Below are 16,982 nucleotides of genomic sequence, written 5' to 3'. Positions count from 1 at the left end.
GGTCAGCGGGTGGGGATGACGCTGGCGTAGACGTCGATGAGCTGGCTGGTGACCACGTCCGGGTGGAAGGTGCGCTCGTAGCGCGAGCGCGCGGCCGAGGCGAGCGACGTGGCACCCGACCGGGCCAGCGGGAGGGCCGCGGCCAGCGCGGCCGCCTCGGGCGGCACCGCCCAGCCGGCCTCGCCGGTGACGATGCCCGAGGGCACCGCCGGCGCTCCGGAGACCGGGCCCGAGAGCGGCACGGAGCGAGCCGAACCGGTCGCGGCCGAGGCGTCCTGGGCCGAGCCGGTCCCGGCCGGCACGCGCGGGGTGTCCGCCCCGACCAGGTACGGGATGCCGCCCAGCGCGGTGCCGAGCACCGGTCGGCCACTCGCCAGCGCCTCGATGATCACGGTGGGCAGCACGTCGTGCCAGGTGGAGGTGGCGAGCACCACCGCGCTCGCCTCGAGCGCGGCGCGCACCCCGGCCCGGTCCAGCGTGCCGAGGTAGGTAACGTCCGACCGTTCGGCGGCGGCTGCCTCGACGAGCGGGCGCAGCTCGCCGTCACCGGCGATCCGCAGCGGGCCCAGCGCGCAGTCCGGGTGCCGGCGCCAGGCGTCCAACAACAGGTCCAGCCCCTTCTCGGGGGAGAGCCGACCGAGGAAGAGGAAGCCGTCGCCGAGCGGGGTGGGCAGCCCCGGGTCCGGGATCCCGTTCGGCTTGATCACGATCCGGTCGGCCGGGATGCCGTAGTCGCGCAGGTGCGCGGCGACCGCCGAGGTCAGCGCGACGTACCGGTCGACCGACCGCCAGGTGGGGCGGTGCACCGCCAGCGTGGTCGCCATCAGGGCGCTCTGCGCGCGGGAGTTCCGGTAGCAGCGGTGCACGATCGCCGGTACGCCGAGCGCCCGGCCCCGGCAGTCCTGGCAGATCATCCCGTCCCGGAAGTAGAGCCCGGAGGAGCAGACCTGCCGGTAGTTGTGCACCGTCTGCACCACCGGCACCCCGTGCTTGTGCGCGGTGCGGACCACCCAGGGCGAGAGCAGCGGGTACGGGTTGTGCAGGTGCAGCACGTCCGGCCGGTGCTCGGTGAGCAACCGGCTCAGGTCCCGCTGCGCCTGCGGCGAGTAGATCGGCGAGACGGGCAGCAGCGCCTTGGCCGTACGCGGCATGGTCGGGATCTCGTCGGAGCTGCGGATGAACGGCAGCACCTCGACGCCGGCCGCGGTGAGCTGGGCGATCTCCGCGTCGACGATCGTGTTCTCGCCGGACGGCTGAGCCTGGCGGTACCGGTTGTGCGCCACCACGATCTTCACTGAGCTCGCCCTTTGTTCGCGATTGTCGGACTCGCGAGCTCGTTCCTCGCGCTCACGGGGCCACCATTGTTCCCGACTGCGGGACTCGCGAGCTCGTTCCTCGCGGTCACGGAAAAGAAGGCTACCGTTGTCTGATGCCCGAGCTACCGGAGGTGGAGGCGCTCGCGGGTTACCTGCGTCAGCGCGCCGTGGGGCGGCGCGTCGACCGGCTGGAGGTCGCCGCGATCAGCGCCCTCAAGACGTACGACCCGGCGCCGACCGCCGCGACCGGCCGTGCGGTGGTGGACGCGCGCCGGCACGGCAAGTTCCTGGACGTGGTCTTCGACGGCGACCTGCACCTGGTGGTCCACCTGGCCCGGGCGGGGTGGCTGCACTACCGGGAGGCGTTCCCCAGCGCGGCCCCGCTGCGCCCCGGCAAGGGCCCGATCGCCCTGCGGGTACGCCTCGACGACGGCTCCGGTTTCGACCTGACCGAGGCCGGCACCCAGAAGAAGCTGGCGGCGTACCTGGTGACCGACCCGGCGGCGGTGCCCGGGGTGGCGAAGCTGGGCCCCGACGCGCTCACCGCCGACCTGCCCACCTTCACCGAGCGACTGCGCAGCCGCCGGGGCCGGGTGAAGCTGGTGCTGACCGATCAGGCGGTGCTGGCCGGGGTGGGCAACGCCTACTCCGACGAGATCCTGCACGCCGCGAAGCTCTCCCCGTACGCGCTCACCGACCGGCTGACCGACGACCAGCTCGCCGCCCTGCACGCGGCCACCCGGCAGGTGCTCGGCGACGCGGTCGCCCGGTCGCTGGGGCAGCGGGCGGCGGAACTGAAGGGCGAGAAGCGCTCCGGGTTGAAGGTGCACGCGCGCACCGGGCTGCCCTGCCCGGTCTGCGGCGACACCGTCCGGGAGGTCTCCTTCTCCGATTCGAGCCTCCAGTACTGCCCCACCTGCCAGACCGGCGGCAAGCCGCTCGCCGACCGTCGGCTGTCGCGGCTCGTACGGTGAGTAACGACACGCGGGAGCTACCGAGCGGAATCGTCCGGGGAACGTGGAAGGTCCTGCTCGGCAGTTCTACCAACCGCACCATCCATCGGTATAGTGGCCCGGTCCCCGGCTTCTGATATCGCGTGGAGCCGGCCAGATCCCGCCGGCACGAGCGGGGCGCGATGTCCTTCGGGTCCGGCGCCCGGTCCGGTCCGGCGTGGGAGACTGGGACGGTGGGCGACCCGGGTCCTCACGAGGAGTGAGCGGCCCGCGTCATGCGGGAGGACATGGGTGAGGTGACGACAAGCCTCCAGCGCCCGGTAACCAACACAGGCCGGAGCGAACTCGTGCGGCACGGCGACAGCTTCGAGATCCAACCGCCGGCACCGCCGTCCCACAACGGTGTACCCCGGTCGGCGTGGGCCCGGGCAAGCCGGCGGGTCTCCCGCTGGCACCGTCCTTACACCGCGATCCTTCTGCTGCTCGACTTCGCGGCCGCCGCGTTCGCCAGCTTCACCGCGATCCACACCTTCGACCAGGCGCGGTCGGGCTTCTACAACGCCCAGGAGGATCCGACCTGGTTCTTCACTGTGGCGTTCGTGCTGCTGCCGCTGGGCTGGGTGGTGATCCTCTGGGGTCACCGCGCCTACGATCGGCGCTATCTGGGGCTGGGGCCCGACGAGTTCAAGCGGGTGATCCGGGCCGGGGTGGCAGTCGCCGCCACGGTCTCCTTCCTCGTCTTCGCCACGGTGACGCAGCTCTCCCGGTGGACCGTCGGCACCGCACTGCTCGGCACCCTGCTGTTGATCCTGCTCGGCCGCATCCTCGCCCGCTTCGTGCTGCACGTGGTCCGACGCAACATCGGCCAGGGCAGTCATCGGATGATACTGGTCGGCACCCTGCCGGAGTGCCTGGAGGTGCACCGGGCGGTCACCCGGCACCCGGCGGCCGGTCTGGTGCCGGTCGCCATCCACCTCACGGACGGCTACGCGGCCGCCCGCGGGATCGAGACCCCCGTCCCCGTCTACACCGGTCGCGACGTGCTCGCCCTGGTGCGGGAGGTCGGCGGGGACACCATCGCCGTCTGCGGCTCGGCCAGCGCGGAGCCGGGCGAACTGCGCCGCCTCGCCTGGCAGCTGGAGGGCTCCGGCGTCGACCTGGTGGTCGCCCCGCAGCTCACCGACATCGCCGGCCCCCGGGTGCACATCCGCCCGATCGAGGGGCTGCCGCTGCTGCACGTCGAGGAACCGACCCTGTCGGGTCCGGCGCTGCTGGCCAAGAACCTGCTGGACCGGTTCGCCGCCGGGCTCGGGCTGCTGCTGCTGATCCCGGTCTTCGTCGCCATCGCCGTGGCGATCAAGATCTCCGACGCCGGACCGGTCTTCTTCCGGCAGCCGCGGGTGGGGCACGAGGGGCGCACGTTCCGCGTGTGGAAGTTCCGCACCATGTACGTCGACGCCGAGGAGCGGCTGGCCAGCCTGGTCGACCAGAACGAGACCGACGGCATGCTCTTCAAGATGAAGGAGGATCCCCGGGTCTTCCCGGTGGGCCGCTTCCTGCGTGCCACGTCGCTGGACGAGTTGCCGCAGCTGATCAACGTGCTCTGGGGGGAGATGTCGCTGGTCGGGCCCCGTCCCCTCCCGGCCGACGACGGCGACTTCCTGGGCGACGTCCGCCGCCGCCTGCTGGTGCGTCCGGGCATGACCGGCCTCTGGCAGGTCTCCGGCCGCTCCGACCTCTCCTGGGACGAGGCGGTCCGGCTGGACCTCTACTACGTCGACAACTGGTCGCTCGCGTACGACCTGAGCATCCTCTGGCGGACCGTCGGCGTGGTGCTCGCGCGCAAGGGCGCGTACTGACCCCTTGGCGGCGGGGCCCGGAGCCGACAGGATCTGGGCGTGGGTGGCAACCTCTCGGCCGTCGTCGCGGTCGTCGTCCTGGTCAGCGCGCTCGCCGCGGCAGTGCTCGCGGTCGGCCGGCTGCGGGCCCGCCGGGGCATCGCCACGGCCACCCAGCGGGCCACCTACGAGGTGCTGCACACCGCCGGGCTGGCCGCCGAGCCGTTGCGCACCGGGTTGAGCGTGGCGGGCGCCGCGAAGTCCGTACGCCATCTGCGGGCCCTGGTGGGCGCACCCGGGCTGGCGCTCACCGACCGGGAGGAGCTGCTCGCGCTCGACGGGCGGGGCGGGCACCACGGCGAGCAGCTGCTCGTCGCGGCGCGACGGGCGGTGACGTCGGCGCGGTCGACGGTGCTGGGCGAGGCCGAGCTGCAGTGCGACCGGGTCGACTGCCCGGTGCGGGGCGCGGTGGTGGCCCCGCTGACCGGCGCGGACGGGGAGGTCGTCGGCGCTCTGCTGGCGATCTCCGACGGGCCGCCGGCGCCCGGCCTGGTGCAGGCGACCCTGGAGACCGCGCACTGGGCCGGCAACCAGCTCGCCCTGGCCGAGCTGGACTCCTCCCGGGAACGGCTGGCCCGGGCCGAGATCCGCGCGCTGCGGGCCCAGATCAGCCCGCACTTCATCTACAACGCGCTGACCGCGATCGGCTCGTTCGTGCGGACCGACCCGGAGCGGGCGCGCGAGCTGATCCTGGAGTTCGCGGAGTTCACCCGCTACTCGTTCCGGGCGCACGGCGAGTTCACCACGCTGGCCGAGGAGCTTCGTTCGATCGACCGCTACCTGACCATCGAACGGGCCCGGTTCGGCGACCGGCTCCAAGTGCGCCTGCAGATCGCCCCCGAGGTGCTGCCGGTCACCCTGCCCTTCCTCTGCCTGCAACCGTTGGTCGAGAACGCGGTCCGGCACGGGTTGTCCCGCAAGCCCGGCACGGGCATGGTGAGCATCGAGGCCCGGGACGCCGGCGCCGAGTGCCACATCACGGTGGAGGACGACGGGGTGGGGATGGATCCGGCCACGCTGACCATCGGCATCGCCGAGCTGGCCCTGAGCACCGGTGACCCGGGGGAGGACTCGGGCCAGCACGTCGGTTTCTCCAACGTGGACGAGCGGCTCCGCTCGGTCTTCGGGGACGGCTACGGGCTGGTCGTCGAGACCGGGCTGGGCTCGGGCACCAGGGTGAGCATGCGGATTCCGAAGTTCCATCCCGGGGTACGGGCGGGCTCGTGAGCGAGCGCAGCGAGCCGGCCGGCCGGGTCGGCCCGGTGAACACCTCCGGATTCCTCCGGGTGCTGGCGGTGGACGACGAGCCCCCAGCCCTGGACGAGCTGGCGTACCACCTCCGGGCCGACCCGCGGGTGGCCCGGCTGCACACCGCCGCGGACGCGGCTGACGCGCTGCGGCTGCTCCGCGACGCCGACGTGGACGTGGTGTTCCTGGACATCCGGATGCCCGGCCTGGACGGGATGGAGCTGGCCCGGGTGCTGCGCCGGTTCGCCCGGCCACCGGCGATCGTCTTCGTCACCGCGTACGACGACGGCGCGGTCGACGCGTTCGATCTGGGTGCCACCGACTACGTGCGCAAGCCGGTACGCGCCGACCGGCTGGCCGAGTCGCTGCGCCGGGTGATCGGTTCGCGGGTGGTGCCGTCGCACCCGGCGGCGCTGGCCCGGGCCGAGGAGGATCCGACCATCCCGATCGAGCTGGCCGGCACGACGCGGATGCTGCCGAGGTCGGCGGTGCGCTGGGTGGAGGCGCAGGGGGACTACGCGCGGCTGCACACGGCGGACGGGTCGCACCTGGTCCGCGTCTCGCTGGCGACCCTCGCGGAGCGCTGGGCGGACGCGGGGTTCGTCCGGATCCACCGGTCGTACCTGGTGCAGCTGAAGCTGATCGCCGAGTTGCGGCTGGTGAACTCCGGCTACGTGGTGGTCATCGACGGCACGGAGCTGCCGGTCAGCCGCCGGCACACCCGGGAGCTGAAGGACAAGCTGGTCCGCGCGGCGAAGCAGGACTGGAACCGCTGACCGCGGCTCTCGGTGCGCTGTCTCCTCTCCACCGGCGCATCACGGCGCTACGACGGAGGGGCGCGCCGCTGAGGTTGCCGCGTGACGTCGGGAATGAAGGCGCCTCGCCGTACGCTGTACGGTAGACCGTACGAGAATGGAGGCCCCCTTGTTCGACGCCGCGACCGAATTCGACAACCAACTCGACCGCCTGGTGGAGCTCGGCTACCCGACGCTCGCCGACCGCACCGAGGACTCCTTCCGGGAACTGGTCGCCCCGCTGCGAGCGGCCGCCGTCAGCGGCTCGGCCGGGCTGCCGGCCCCCACCGAGGCCCGGGTACCGTTCCTGCTGGTGATCACCCGAGAGCTGATCGCGGTCGAGGAGCGCCTGCCGCTGACCACGCTGGCCGGCAGGAGCAAGCCCGGTTTCCTCGACCGGCACTACGCCGACGGCGACCTGGCCCGCTTCGACCCGATCAAGGAGCTGGAGGTGCCGGCCGGGCCGGCGTACCTGCTCTTCGACGTCGACCGCGGTGAGGAGACGCTGAACCTGGCCCCCGCGGCGGCGATGGAGGTCATCACCGCTCAGGACCGGCTGCCGCTCACCATCGACGAGGGGATCGCGCTCGTCACCGTGTACCCGGCCGCGCTGGCGAAGAACAAGTGCTTCTCGCTGGTCGGGTCGCGCTGCGGGGACAAGCGGGTGCCGGCCCTCTGGATCAGCCAGGGCGCGCCGAAGCTCGGCTGGTGCTGGTACGGCAACCCGCACACCTGGCTCGGCTCCGCCTCCGCCCGCCCGGACCGCGTCGGTCTGCCCTGACCGCCCAGCCCGGCGAGGCAGGTTCTCCACCGGGTTATCCACAGGAGTGACCCGTAATCCACAGGTTGTGCACAACCCTTCCCCGGATCTCCACAGCGGAGCCCACACATCACTTCGCTGCCGTCAGCCGGCGCGGACGACCACCGCGCCCTTGACAATCCGATCGATAGGACGAGACTGCCGGGGATGTCCGCCACCGACGATCGCGCGCCGGCGTCCGGGGTCGAGGAGCGAGCTGGGGTACCGGACCCGGTGCACCGGCCGGTTCCCCAGCCACGGACCCGGATTGTGCTGGCCGAGGTGTCCCGCCGGGAGGACCGGCACGAACGCACCCGCGCCGAGCTCGCCGAGCAGACCCGGGTCGGGGAGGCGCTCGTCCGGGGCCTCGTGCGGGCCCAACTCGCGCTGGCGCTCCGGCTCTCGCTGGTCGTGGTGATCGGGCTCGGCGGCCTGCCCTGGCTCTTCGCGATCGCGCCCTCGGTCGGCCGGGTCACCGTGCTCGGGGTGAAGCTGCCCTGGCTGCTGCTCGGCGTCGCGAGCTTCCCGTTCCTCATCGGGGTGGGCTGGGCGTACGTGCGGCTCGCCGAACGCAACGAGCAGGAATTCACCGACCTGGTCCAGCGGCCGGAGCGCTGAGATGGAGAACGCGCTCGTCGTCCCGGCGATCGTCGCGGTCACCCTGCTCACCGTCGGCATCGGCTTCTACGGGCTGCGGCTGGCCCGGACCACCTCCGACTTCCTCGTCGCCTCCCGGGCGGTCAGTCCGACGTGGAACGCGGCCGCGATCGGCGGGGAGTACCTCTCGGCGGCGTCCTTCCTGGGCGTCGCCGGGCTGATCCTCAAGTACGGCGTGGACGTGCTCTGGTACCCGGTCGGTTTCGCCGCCGGCTACCTGGCCCTGCTGCTCTTCGTGGCCGCCCCGCTGCGCCGCTCCGGCGCGTTCACCCTGCCCGACTTCTGCGAGCTGCGGCTGGGCTCCCGTCGGCTGCGCATCCTCGCCACCGCCTTCGTGATCTTCATCGGCTGGCTCTACCTGGTGCCGCAGCTCCAGGGCGCCGGCCTCACCCTCGCCACGGTCACCGGCTCCGCGTATCCGGTGGGGGCCGTGCTGGTGGCTGTCGTGGTCACCGCGAACGTGGCGCTGGGCGGCATGCGGGCGATCACCTTCGTCCAGGCGTTCCAGTACTGGCTCAAGCTGACCGCGCTCGCCGTACCGGCGATCTTCCTGGCCCTCCAGTGGCAGGCCGACGCCCGGCCGGCCGTCACCCCGCCGGACGGCCCGACGTTCCGGACCACGACCAGCGTCGTGGTCGAGCACCCCGCGACCCTCACGTTCCCCGACGGCGAGGTCCGGGGGGTACGCCCCGGCGAGACGGTCGTCTTCGAGGCCGGCGACCCGGTGCCGGAGGTCGCCGGCGTGACCATCGACGCCGCCGACTGGCTGCTGCCGAGCACGGCCGGGGCCGACGACCGGGGACTGTTCGCCACGTACTCGTTGATCCTCGCCACCTTCCTCGGCACCATGGGGCTGCCGCACGTGCTGGTGCGCTTCTACACCAATCCGGACGGCGCGGCGGCCCGCCGGACGACACTGGTCGTGCTGGCGCTGGTGGGCGTCTTCTACCTGCTCCCCACCATCTACGGGGTGCTCGGCCGCATCTACACCCCGCAGTTGCTGGTGACGGGCCAGACCGACGCGGTGGTGGTGCTGCTGCCGGAGGCGGCCCTCGGCAGTGGCACGACCGGCCGGCTGCTCGCCGCGCTCGTCGCGGCCGGCGCGTTCGCCGCCTTCCTCTCCACCTCGTCCGGCCTGCTCACCAGCGTGGCCGGGGTGATCTCGACGGATGTGCTCGGTCGCGGCTCGGTACGCGGCTTCCGGCTGGCCACCGTGATCGCCGGAGTGGTGCCCGCGATCCTCGCGTTGAACGTCTCCGGGCTGGACGTCTCGCAGGTGGTCGGGCTCGCCTTCGCCGTCGCGGCGTCCAGTTTCTGCCCGCTGCTGGTGCTCGGCATCTGGTGGCGTGGGCTGACCGACCTCGGCGCCGCCGCCGGGGTGCTCGTCGGTGGCGGCGCCGCGATCGGCGCCGTCCTGGTGACCGTGCTCGGCCCGCCGCTCTCCGGCTGGCCGGCGACGCTCGTCGCCCAACCGGCCGCCTGGACGGTTCCGCTGGCGTTCGCCGTGACGGTGCTGGTGTCGGCGGCCTCCCGGCGTCGGGTCCCCGCCGACGTCGGCGCCACCATGCTCCGGCTGCACGCCCCGGACACCCTGCGGCTGTGAGCAGGGCCGCTGCCGGACGAGGAGCTGTTCCGGGTCGGCGGGCTCGGCCCACCGGCGTTCGTCGGGCTCGACGAAGGACCAGTACGTCGCGGGTATGACGGCAGGTCATCCCCCGGCGGGACTACCGGGTCCCGGCCAAGGGATAGGTTCTGGTGCATGACCGATGAGCAGACGGCGCTGTCCCTTCGCGGCCTGGCCAAGCGGTTCGACGGCAAGGTGGCGGTGGCCGGCGTCGACCTCGACGTACCGGCCGGCTCCTTCTACGGCCTGCTGGGGCCGAACGGGGCCGGCAAGACCACCACGCTCTCGATGGCCGTCGGGCTGCTCCGGCCGGACGCGGGCCAGGCCCGGGTGCTCGGGCAGGACGTCTGGGCCGATCCGGTCCGGGCCAAGCAGCTGCTCGGTGTGATGCCCGACGGCGTACGCCTCTTCGACCGGCTCAGCGGCGCGGAGCTGCTGGCGTACCACGGTCTGCTGCGCGGGATGGATCCGACGGTGGTCGACCAGCGGGCGGCGGAGCTGCTCGACGTGCTGGCGCTCACCGACGCCGGCCGCACCCTCGTCGTCGACTACTCGGCCGGTATGAAGAAGAAGATCGGCCTGGCCTGCGCGCTGCTGCACGGGCCCCGGCTGCTCGTGCTGGACGAGCCGTTCGAGGCGGTCGACCCGGTCTCGGCGGCGCTGATCCGGGACATCCTCACGCGGTACGTGGGCAGCGGCGGGACTGTCGTCTTCTCCAGCCACGTGATGGAGGTCGTTGAGCGGCTCTGCTCGCACGTGGCGATCCTCGCCGAGGGGACGATCAAGCGGGTCGGCACCATCGACGAGGTACGCGGGAAGCGCTCGCTCGAGGAGGTCTTCGTCGAGGTCGTCGGCGGCCGGACGGCGACCGGTGAGGAGCTGGCGTGGCTGTCGAACTGACCGCGCCGGCCGGGCCGGCCCGCCGGGTCTCCGCCCGGCACTTCGTCCGGCTGAAGCTGCGCGTGATGGGCAACAACCTCCGTGGCCAGGGCTGGCGGGTCGCGCTCTTCCTGGGCGGCGCGCTGGTCGGGCTCTGGTTCGCCGGCAGCGGGTTCTTCCTCTTCGCCAGTCCCGGGCTCGCCGACGCCGACCGGTACGCATCGATGGTCGCCGCGTTCGGTGGCGGCCTGGTGGTGCTCGGCTGGCTGCTGCTGCCGCTGATCTTCTTCGGTGTGGACGAGACGCTCGATCCGGCCCGCTTCGCGCTGCTGCCGTTGCCGCGCCGGACGCTGGTCACCGGGCTGCTCACGGCCGCCCTGGTCAGCGTGCCGGCGGTCGCGGTGCTGCTGGCGCTGCTCGGTCTGGTGGTCACGGCCGGCGTGCTCGGCGGCTGGTCGGCCGCCCTCGTGGAGGTGGTCGGGGTACTTCTCGGGGTGCTGCTCTGCGTGGCCGCCGCCCGGGCCGTCACCAGCGCCTTCGCCTCGATGCTCCGCTCGCGGCGGGTCCGTGACCTCGCCGCCGTGCTGCTCGCCGTCGCGGCCGCGCTGCTCGGCCCGTTGCAGCTGATCGGGGTCTCGGCGCTGCAGGAGACGGAGTGGGACCGCCTCGACGGGGTGTCCGAGGTGATCGGCTGGACTCCGCTCGGTGCGCCCTGGACGGCCGGCATCGACCTGGCCGAGGGGCGCGGCTGGGCCGCGCCCGTCAAGCTGTTGATCAGCGCGCTCACGGTGCTGGCGCTGCTCGCCTGGTGGTCCCGCTCGCTGGAGTCGGCGATGGTGGGCACGGCGAGCGCCGGGGGCGCCCGGGCGAAGGGCGGCCCGGCCGGTGGGGCCGTGAGTCAGCTCTTCCCGCGGGCCGTCGGCTGGGCGCGGCGTGACCAGTTCGGCGCGCTCGTCGCGCGGGAGGCGCGCTACTGGTGGCGGGACGCCCGCCGACGGGCGAATCTGATCACCATCGCGGTGGTCGGCATCTTCGTCCCGGTGCTGGTCAACCTCGGCGGCTCGGGCTTCGGCACGGGCGGCGGGCAGGGCTTCGGCCAGGGCGCCGCAGAGCCGTCCCCGCTGCTGGTCAGCCTCTCGATGCTCTTCGTGGGGGTGGTCGCCGCGGTCACCCTGGCCAACCAGTTCGGCTTCGACGGCAGTGCGTACGCCGCGCACGTGGTGGCCGGGGTCCGTGGTCAGCAGGAGCTGCGCGCCCGGATGACCGCGTTCTCGATCTACGTGGTGCCGATGCTGGGCGTGGTCGCGATCGTGATCGCCGTGCTGCTCGGCCGGCCCGGGTGGATCGGGCTGACCGCGGGGAGCCTCCTCGCCAGCTACGGCGCGGGGCTCGCGGTGAACTGCTTCGTCTCGGTGCTCGGGGCGTACGCCCTGCCGGAGACGAGCAACCCGTTCGCGTTGAACAGCGGCGGCGGAGTGGTCAAGAGCTTCCTCACCATGCTCGCCATGCTGGTCACGGCGGTGGCGGCGGTGCCGATGGTGGTGGCTGCCGCGCTGCTCGGCGACGTCTGGCACTGGCTCGCGCTCCCCGTCGGCGCGGCGTACGGGCTGGGGGCCGCGCTGCTCGGCGCGTACCTGGCCGGGGACGTGCTGGACCGGCGGCAACCCGAGCTGCTGGCCACCGTCACTCCACGCCGCTGAGGCCGGTCATCCGGTGCCGCCGCCCGCTCGGCGGCACCCGATCCGGCGGCGTGTCCGGGATCTCCGGCGGGGGTTCCCGGGCGGTGGCTACGGTGCGGTGAGCCGCACCGAGGAGCCGTCACCATGCAGACCCGTTACCGCAGCGCGAAGGTCGACGGGCTCTCCATCTTCTACCGGGAGGCCGGCCCGGCGGACGCGCCCGTCCTGCTGCTCCTGCACGGCTTCCCCTCCTCGTCCCGGATGTTCGAGCCACTACTCGGTCGGCTCGCCGACCGGTTCCGGCTGATCGCGCCGGACTATCCGGGGTTCGGGCACAGCGACGCTCCCGACCCGAGCCGCTTCGCGTACACCTTCGACCGGATCGCCGAGGTGATGGCACGGTTCGTGGCCACGATCGGGGTCGAGCGCCATCTGCTCTACGTCCAGGACTACGGCGGTCCGGTGGGCTTCCGGATGGCGCTGGCCGATCCGGGACGGATCACCGGGCTCGTGGTGCAGAACGCGGTCGCCCACGAGGTGGGGCTGGGGCCGCTCTGGGACAGCCGCCGCGAGTACTGGCGGGACCGGGCGGGTCACGAGGCGGCCGTACGGGAGAACTTCCTGTCCCTCGACGCGGCGCGTACCCGGCATCTGGGCGACGACCCGGATCCGCAGCGGTACGACCCGGATCTCTGGACCGACGAGCACGCCTTCCTCAGCCGGCCGGGGCAGGCCGAGATCCAGCTCGACCTCTTTCACGACTACCGGACGAACGTGGCGTCGTATCCCCGCTGGCAGGAGTGGCTGCGCCGGGAGCGGCCTCGGCTGCTCGTCCTCTGGGGCCGCTACGACACCTCGTTCCTGGTGGCCGAGGCGGAGGCGTACCGCACGGACGTACCGGACGCCGAGGTGTACGTCCTGGACGGCGGCCATTTCCTGTTGGACACCCGGGCCGACGAGGTGGCCTCGCTGGTGCGGGGCTTCGCGTCCACCGGCCGCTGAACCCGGCCCACGGGCACAATGTTTCACGTGAATCATGAGCCGGGCGCCGAGATCCACCACACCGACCCGTTCGCCGTACCAGCCGGTCAACGCTCGCCCGCGCGCCGGCTGCGCGGCCGCCTGGCCGCGCCGGTCACGCTCTGGACGGCGCCCGGACCGGCCGGGCTGACCGTGTCGTCCACCCTGGTCGCCGAGGGTGAGCCGGACCGCCTGCTCGGGCTGATCGACGCCGAGTCGGACTTCTGGGCAGCGGCCGAGTCGGCGGGGCGGTTCGCGGTGGCGCCGTTGGGCCCGGCGCACCGGCAGCTCGCCGACCGGTTCGCCGGCCTCTTCCCGTCCCCGGGCGGGCTCTTCGCCGCCGGCACCTGGACGGAGACGCCGTACGGTCCGGTGCCGACCGACGCCGGCGGGTGGGCCGGGTGCCGGCTGGACGACGCCCGCGAGTACGGCTGGGCGCTGCTGGTCGAGGCGACCGTCGAGGCGGTGGAGCTGGTCGAGGAGGCGCAGCCGCTGCTGCACTACCGGGGCCGCTACCGGGAGCTGATGTGACGAGCACCTACCGTTCAACGGGGTGACCTGAGTCACTCGGCGCAGCCATCCCGCCGTTCGGCGCAGCCGACGACCGGCGACGATCTCGGCCTTCCGTGCCGGGGAGCGCGCTTTCTACCGTGCGCGAAAATCCCCGACGCCTGTGAAGGTGGTGATCCACAAATGTCCACGGACACACCCGCGCCGGCCGCGTCCACGCCGGACCGGTACCTCGCCGTGCAGCGGTCGGACGAGTTCGCCGGGCTCCGTCGCGCCCTGCGCGGCTTCGTCTTCCCGATGACCGTCGCGTTCTTCCTGTGGTACGCGCTCTACGTCATCCTCTCCGCGTACGCACGGGACTTCATGGGCACGAAGCTCTTCGGCAACATCAACGTCGCCCTGATCTTCGGGCTGCTTCAGTTCGTGTCCACGTTCCTGATCGCCTGGCTCTACTCCCGGCACGCCGACCGGAAGATCGACCCGGTCGCCGACCGGATCCGCGACGAGATCGGGGAGGTGACCCGTGAATCTGATCCTCGCGGCTGAGGCGGGCGGCACCACCGCTCGCAACCTCACCATCACGCTCTTCCTGATCTTCGTGGCGGTGACCCTGGCGATCACCATCTGGGCCAGCCGGCAGACCAAGACCGCCACCGACTTCTACGCCGGCGGCCGGTCGTTCTCCGGCTTCCAGAACGGCATGGCGATCGGCGGCGACTACATGTCGGCGGCCTCGTTCCTCGGCATCGCCGGCCTGATCGCCCTCTACGGCTACGACGGCTTCCTCTACTCGATCGGGTTCCTGGTCGCCTGGCTGGTGGCGCTCCTGCTCGTCGCGGAGCTGCTGCGCAACTCCGGCCGGTACACCATGGCCGACGTACTGGCCTTCCGGATGCGCCAGCGTCCGGTACGCACCGCCGCGGCCGTCTCCACGATCACCGTGTCGATCTTCTACCTGCTGGCCCAGATGGTCGGCGCGGGCGCGCTTGTCGCACTGCTGCTCGGCATCAAGCCGGGCACCACGTTCCTGGGCATGGACGCGGACGCCGCCAAGATCGCCACCATCATCCTGGTCGGCGCCCTGATGATCATCTACGTCACGGTGGGCGGGATGAAGGGCACCACCTACGTGCAGATCGTCAAGGCGTTCCTGCTCATGGGCGGCGCAGTGATCATGACGCTGCTGGTGCTCGCCAAGTACAAGTTCAACCTCTCCTCGCTGCTCGGCGACGCCGCGTCATCCTCGGGCAAGGGCGCCGCGTTCCTCGAACCGGGGTTGCGCTACGGCGTCGAGGTGGCCGGCAACTCGACGCAGACCTTCTACAACAAGATGGACCTGCTCTCGCTCGGCATCGCCCTGGTGCTCGGCACCGCCGGCCTCCCGCACATCCTGATCCGCTTCTACACCGTCCCGACCGCGAAGGCGGCCCGCAAGAGCGTGCTCTGGGCGATCGGCATCATCGGCACCTTCTACCTGCTCACCCTGGCCCTCGGCTTCGGCGCGGCGGCGCTGGTGGGCAGTGAGGCGATCACCGCGCAGGACCGGGCCGGCAACACGGCCGCGCCACAGCTGGCCCAGGTGCTCGGGGTGGACTTCCTCGGCGGCGACCTGGGCGGAGCGACCCTGCTCGCGATCATCGCCGCGGTCGCGTTCGCCACCATCCTCGCCGTGGTGGCCGGGTTGACCCTGGCCTCCTCGTCGAGCCTCGCGCACGACTTCTACGCCAACGTGCTGAAGGACGGCACCGCGTCGGAGCGCCAGGAGGTCACGGTCGCCCGGATCTCCGCCCTGGTGATCGGCGCGGTGTCGATCGCCCTCTCCATTTTCGCGCAGAACCTGAACGTGGCGTTCCTCGTGGCGCTCGCGTTCGCGGTGGCCGCCTCCGGCAACCTGCCGGCGATCCTCTACAGCCTGTTCTGGAAGCGGTTCAACACCTCCGGAGCGGTCTGGGCCATCTACGGTGGCCTGCTCGCCGCGGTGGTGCTGGTGTTCTTCTCGCCGGTGGTCTCCGGAGCGCCGACGGCGATGTTCCCCGACCACGACTGGCAGTGGTTCCCGCTCTCCAACCCCGGCCTGATCTCCATTCCGTTCGGCTTCCTCTGCGGGTGGGTCGGCACGATCATCTCCAAGGAGCGTGACGACGAGAAGTACGCGGAGCTGGAGGTGCGGGCCCTCACCGGGGCCGGCGCCCACTGACCGCGACAACCAGGGAAGGGCCCCCTCCCGAAGGGGGCCCTTCCCCATGCCCGCGTCGCCCCGCGAGCGGCGGTCGGGGTCGCCGGGCGGGCGACGCTTCGGGTCCACCCGCGTGGCCGGAGGCCGACGAAGAGGCGACGCTCAGTAAGCTGACGGCCATGAAGGTCGCTCCCCGCTTCGGCACCGGTCACCGCATCCTCGTCACCGGCGGCGCCGGCTTCGTGCCGTCGCACCTGGTGGACACCCTGATCGCGCGGGGCTGCACCGTGGTCGCGCTGGACAACTTCGTCACCGGCTCGAAGGAGAACGTCGCGCACCTGCTGGACACGCCGACGTTCACGATGGTCGAGGCGGACATCTCCGACGGACTGCCGGCCCACCCGGCCCTGACCGAGCGGTTCGACGCGATCCTGCACATGGCCTCTCCGGCCAGCCCGACGGACTTCGAGAAGCTGCCCGTGGAGATCCTCCGGGTCGGTTCGGTGGCGACCCTGCACCTCCTGGACCGCGCGCTCGCCGACGGCGCCCGGTTCCTGATGGCCTCCACCTCCGAGGCGTACGGGGACCCGAAGGAGCACCCGCAGCGCGAGTCGTACTGGGGCAACGTCAACCCGATCGGCCTGCGCAGCGTCTACGACGAGGCCAAGCGCTTCTCCGAGGCGGCCACCATGGCCTACCACCGCAGCCGGGGGCTGGACACGGCGATCGTACGGATCTTCAACACGTACGGCCCGCGGATGCGGCCCGACGACGGGCGGGCCATTCCCACCTTCATCTCGCAGGCTCTGCGGGGCGAGCCGATCACGGTGCACGGCACCGGCGACCAGACCCGCTCGATCTGCTACGTCGACGACCTGGTCCGGGGCATCCTGCTGCTGCTCGACTCGACCGAGACCGGCCCGATCAACTGCGGGACCGAGCACGAGATGAGCATGCGGCAGCTGGCCGAAACGATCATCGAGCTCTGCGGCAGCAGCTCCGAGGTGACCTACATCACCCGCAGTGCGGACGACCCGGAGATGCGCCGGCCCGACCTGACCCTCGCCCGGAAGTTGCTCGGCTACGAGCCGACCGTGGCGCCCGAGGACGGCCTTCGACGCACGATCGAGCACTTCCGCGGCCGCCTGGGCTGACTCCCGCCGGCGGTACTCGCCGGAACCTGGGTGTCGCCTGAGGGCGGCGCTGGCCGAACCTACGTACGCTGACTTACATGTCAGCCACCTCGTCCGCCGGACTCCCGCACCCCTACCTGCGCCGCAGCTCCGGGCGTGCGCCGGCGCCCGGCTCCGGGCGCGCATCGGTGCCCGGCAGCGCTCGCGGGGCCACCGCACGGGTCCGGGCGTCCGACGCTCGCCCGCCGTACGACGAGGTGCCGCAGGGTGGCGGGCCGGGCGGACCGGGCGGACCG

At 72.3% G+C, this 16,982-nt stretch carries 14 protein-coding genes and 2 pseudogenes; 15 read left to right on the top strand and 1 reads right to left on the bottom strand.

Annotated elements, in window-relative coordinates; genetic code table 11:
• Positions 1 to 2 precede the first annotated feature (2 nt).
• Positions 3 to 1,295 (bottom strand): glycosyltransferase family 4 protein, encoded by a 1,293-nt coding sequence (locus tag E1211_RS21065; RefSeq protein ID WP_132350726.1) that lies wholly within the window; start codon positions 1,293 to 1,295, stop codon positions 3 to 5.
• A 134-nt stretch (positions 1,296 to 1,429) separates the two neighbouring features.
• Between E1211_RS21065 and E1211_RS21060 the strand changes: the two genes are divergently transcribed.
• The 15 genes and pseudogenes from E1211_RS21060 to E1211_RS33015 form a co-directional block, all read left to right on the top strand.
• Positions 1,430 to 2,290: an Fpg/Nei family DNA glycosylase gene (locus tag E1211_RS21060; RefSeq protein WP_132350725.1), complete on the top strand. Its 861-nt coding sequence runs from the start codon at positions 1,430 to 1,432 to the stop codon at positions 2,288 to 2,290.
• A gap of 266 nt (positions 2,291 to 2,556) precedes the next feature.
• On the top strand, positions 2,557 to 4,128 hold the full coding sequence (locus E1211_RS21055) for a sugar transferase (protein ID WP_207915456.1): 1,572 nt from the start codon (positions 2,557 to 2,559) through the stop codon (positions 4,126 to 4,128).
• A 39-nt stretch (positions 4,129 to 4,167) separates the two neighbouring features.
• Positions 4,168 to 5,394, top strand: coding sequence for a sensor histidine kinase (locus E1211_RS21050; RefSeq protein ID WP_132350723.1), 1,227 nt, complete (start codon positions 4,168 to 4,170; stop codon positions 5,392 to 5,394).
• 35 nt (positions 5,395 to 5,429) lie between these two features.
• On the top strand, positions 5,430 to 6,191 hold the full coding sequence (locus tag E1211_RS21045; RefSeq protein ID WP_132350728.1) for a LytTR family DNA-binding domain-containing protein: 762 nt from the start codon (positions 5,430 to 5,432) through the stop codon (positions 6,189 to 6,191).
• Between the two features lie 136 nt (positions 6,192 to 6,327).
• Positions 6,328 to 6,990: a DUF5701 family protein gene (locus tag E1211_RS21040; RefSeq protein WP_132350722.1), complete on the top strand. Its 663-nt coding sequence runs from the start codon at positions 6,328 to 6,330 to the stop codon at positions 6,988 to 6,990.
• Between the two features lie 186 nt (positions 6,991 to 7,176).
• Entirely contained in the window at positions 7,177 to 7,626 is a 450-nt protein-coding gene (locus E1211_RS21035; protein ID WP_243709626.1) for a hypothetical protein, read from the top strand.
• Position 7,627: 1 nt separating this feature from the next.
• Entirely contained in the window at positions 7,628 to 9,268 is a 1,641-nt protein-coding gene (locus tag E1211_RS21030; protein ID WP_132350721.1) for a cation acetate symporter, read from the top strand.
• Positions 9,269 to 9,424: 156 nt separating this feature from the next.
• Positions 9,425 to 10,189, top strand: coding sequence for an ABC transporter ATP-binding protein (locus tag E1211_RS21025; RefSeq protein WP_132350720.1), 765 nt, complete (start codon positions 9,425 to 9,427; stop codon positions 10,187 to 10,189).
• Positions 10,174 to 11,868, top strand: a complete 1,695-nt coding sequence (locus tag E1211_RS21020) for an ABC transporter permease (RefSeq protein WP_132350719.1) — start codon at positions 10,174 to 10,176, stop codon at positions 11,866 to 11,868. Before E1211_RS21025 ends, E1211_RS21020 begins: the two co-directional genes overlap by 16 nt.
• Before the next feature lie 123 nt (positions 11,869 to 11,991).
• Positions 11,992 to 12,849: an alpha/beta fold hydrolase gene (locus E1211_RS21015; protein WP_132350718.1), complete on the top strand. Its 858-nt coding sequence runs from the start codon at positions 11,992 to 11,994 to the stop codon at positions 12,847 to 12,849.
• A gap of 12 nt (positions 12,850 to 12,861) precedes the next feature.
• Positions 12,862 to 13,398 (top strand): annotated as a pseudogene (locus E1211_RS21010) (flavin reductase family protein); the annotation flags it as partial.
• Between the two features lie 162 nt (positions 13,399 to 13,560).
• The gene (locus tag E1211_RS21005; RefSeq protein ID WP_132350717.1) at positions 13,561 to 13,923 is read left to right on the top strand and encodes a DUF485 domain-containing protein; all 363 of its coding nucleotides are present in this window, start codon (positions 13,561 to 13,563) and stop codon (positions 13,921 to 13,923) included.
• Entirely contained in the window at positions 13,901 to 15,574 is a 1,674-nt protein-coding gene (locus tag E1211_RS21000; RefSeq protein ID WP_132350716.1) for a cation acetate symporter, read from the top strand. Before E1211_RS21005 ends, E1211_RS21000 begins: the two co-directional genes overlap by 23 nt.
• 158 nt (positions 15,575 to 15,732) lie before the next feature.
• A complete protein-coding gene (locus E1211_RS20995; protein WP_132350715.1) occupies positions 15,733 to 16,707 on the top strand; it encodes an NAD-dependent epimerase/dehydratase family protein in 975 nt (324 codons plus the stop codon).
• A 77-nt stretch (positions 16,708 to 16,784) separates the two neighbouring features.
• Positions 16,785 to 16,982, top strand: a pseudogene (locus E1211_RS33015) (LytR family transcriptional regulator); the annotation flags it as partial.

It is taken from the genome of Micromonospora sp. 15K316, from assembly GCF_004348525.1.
Taxonomy (GTDB): Bacteria; Actinomycetota; Actinomycetes; order Mycobacteriales; family Micromonosporaceae; genus Micromonospora.
Note: the sequence above shows the minus strand (reverse complement) of the source record. Positions and strands in the feature narration are given on the sequence as shown.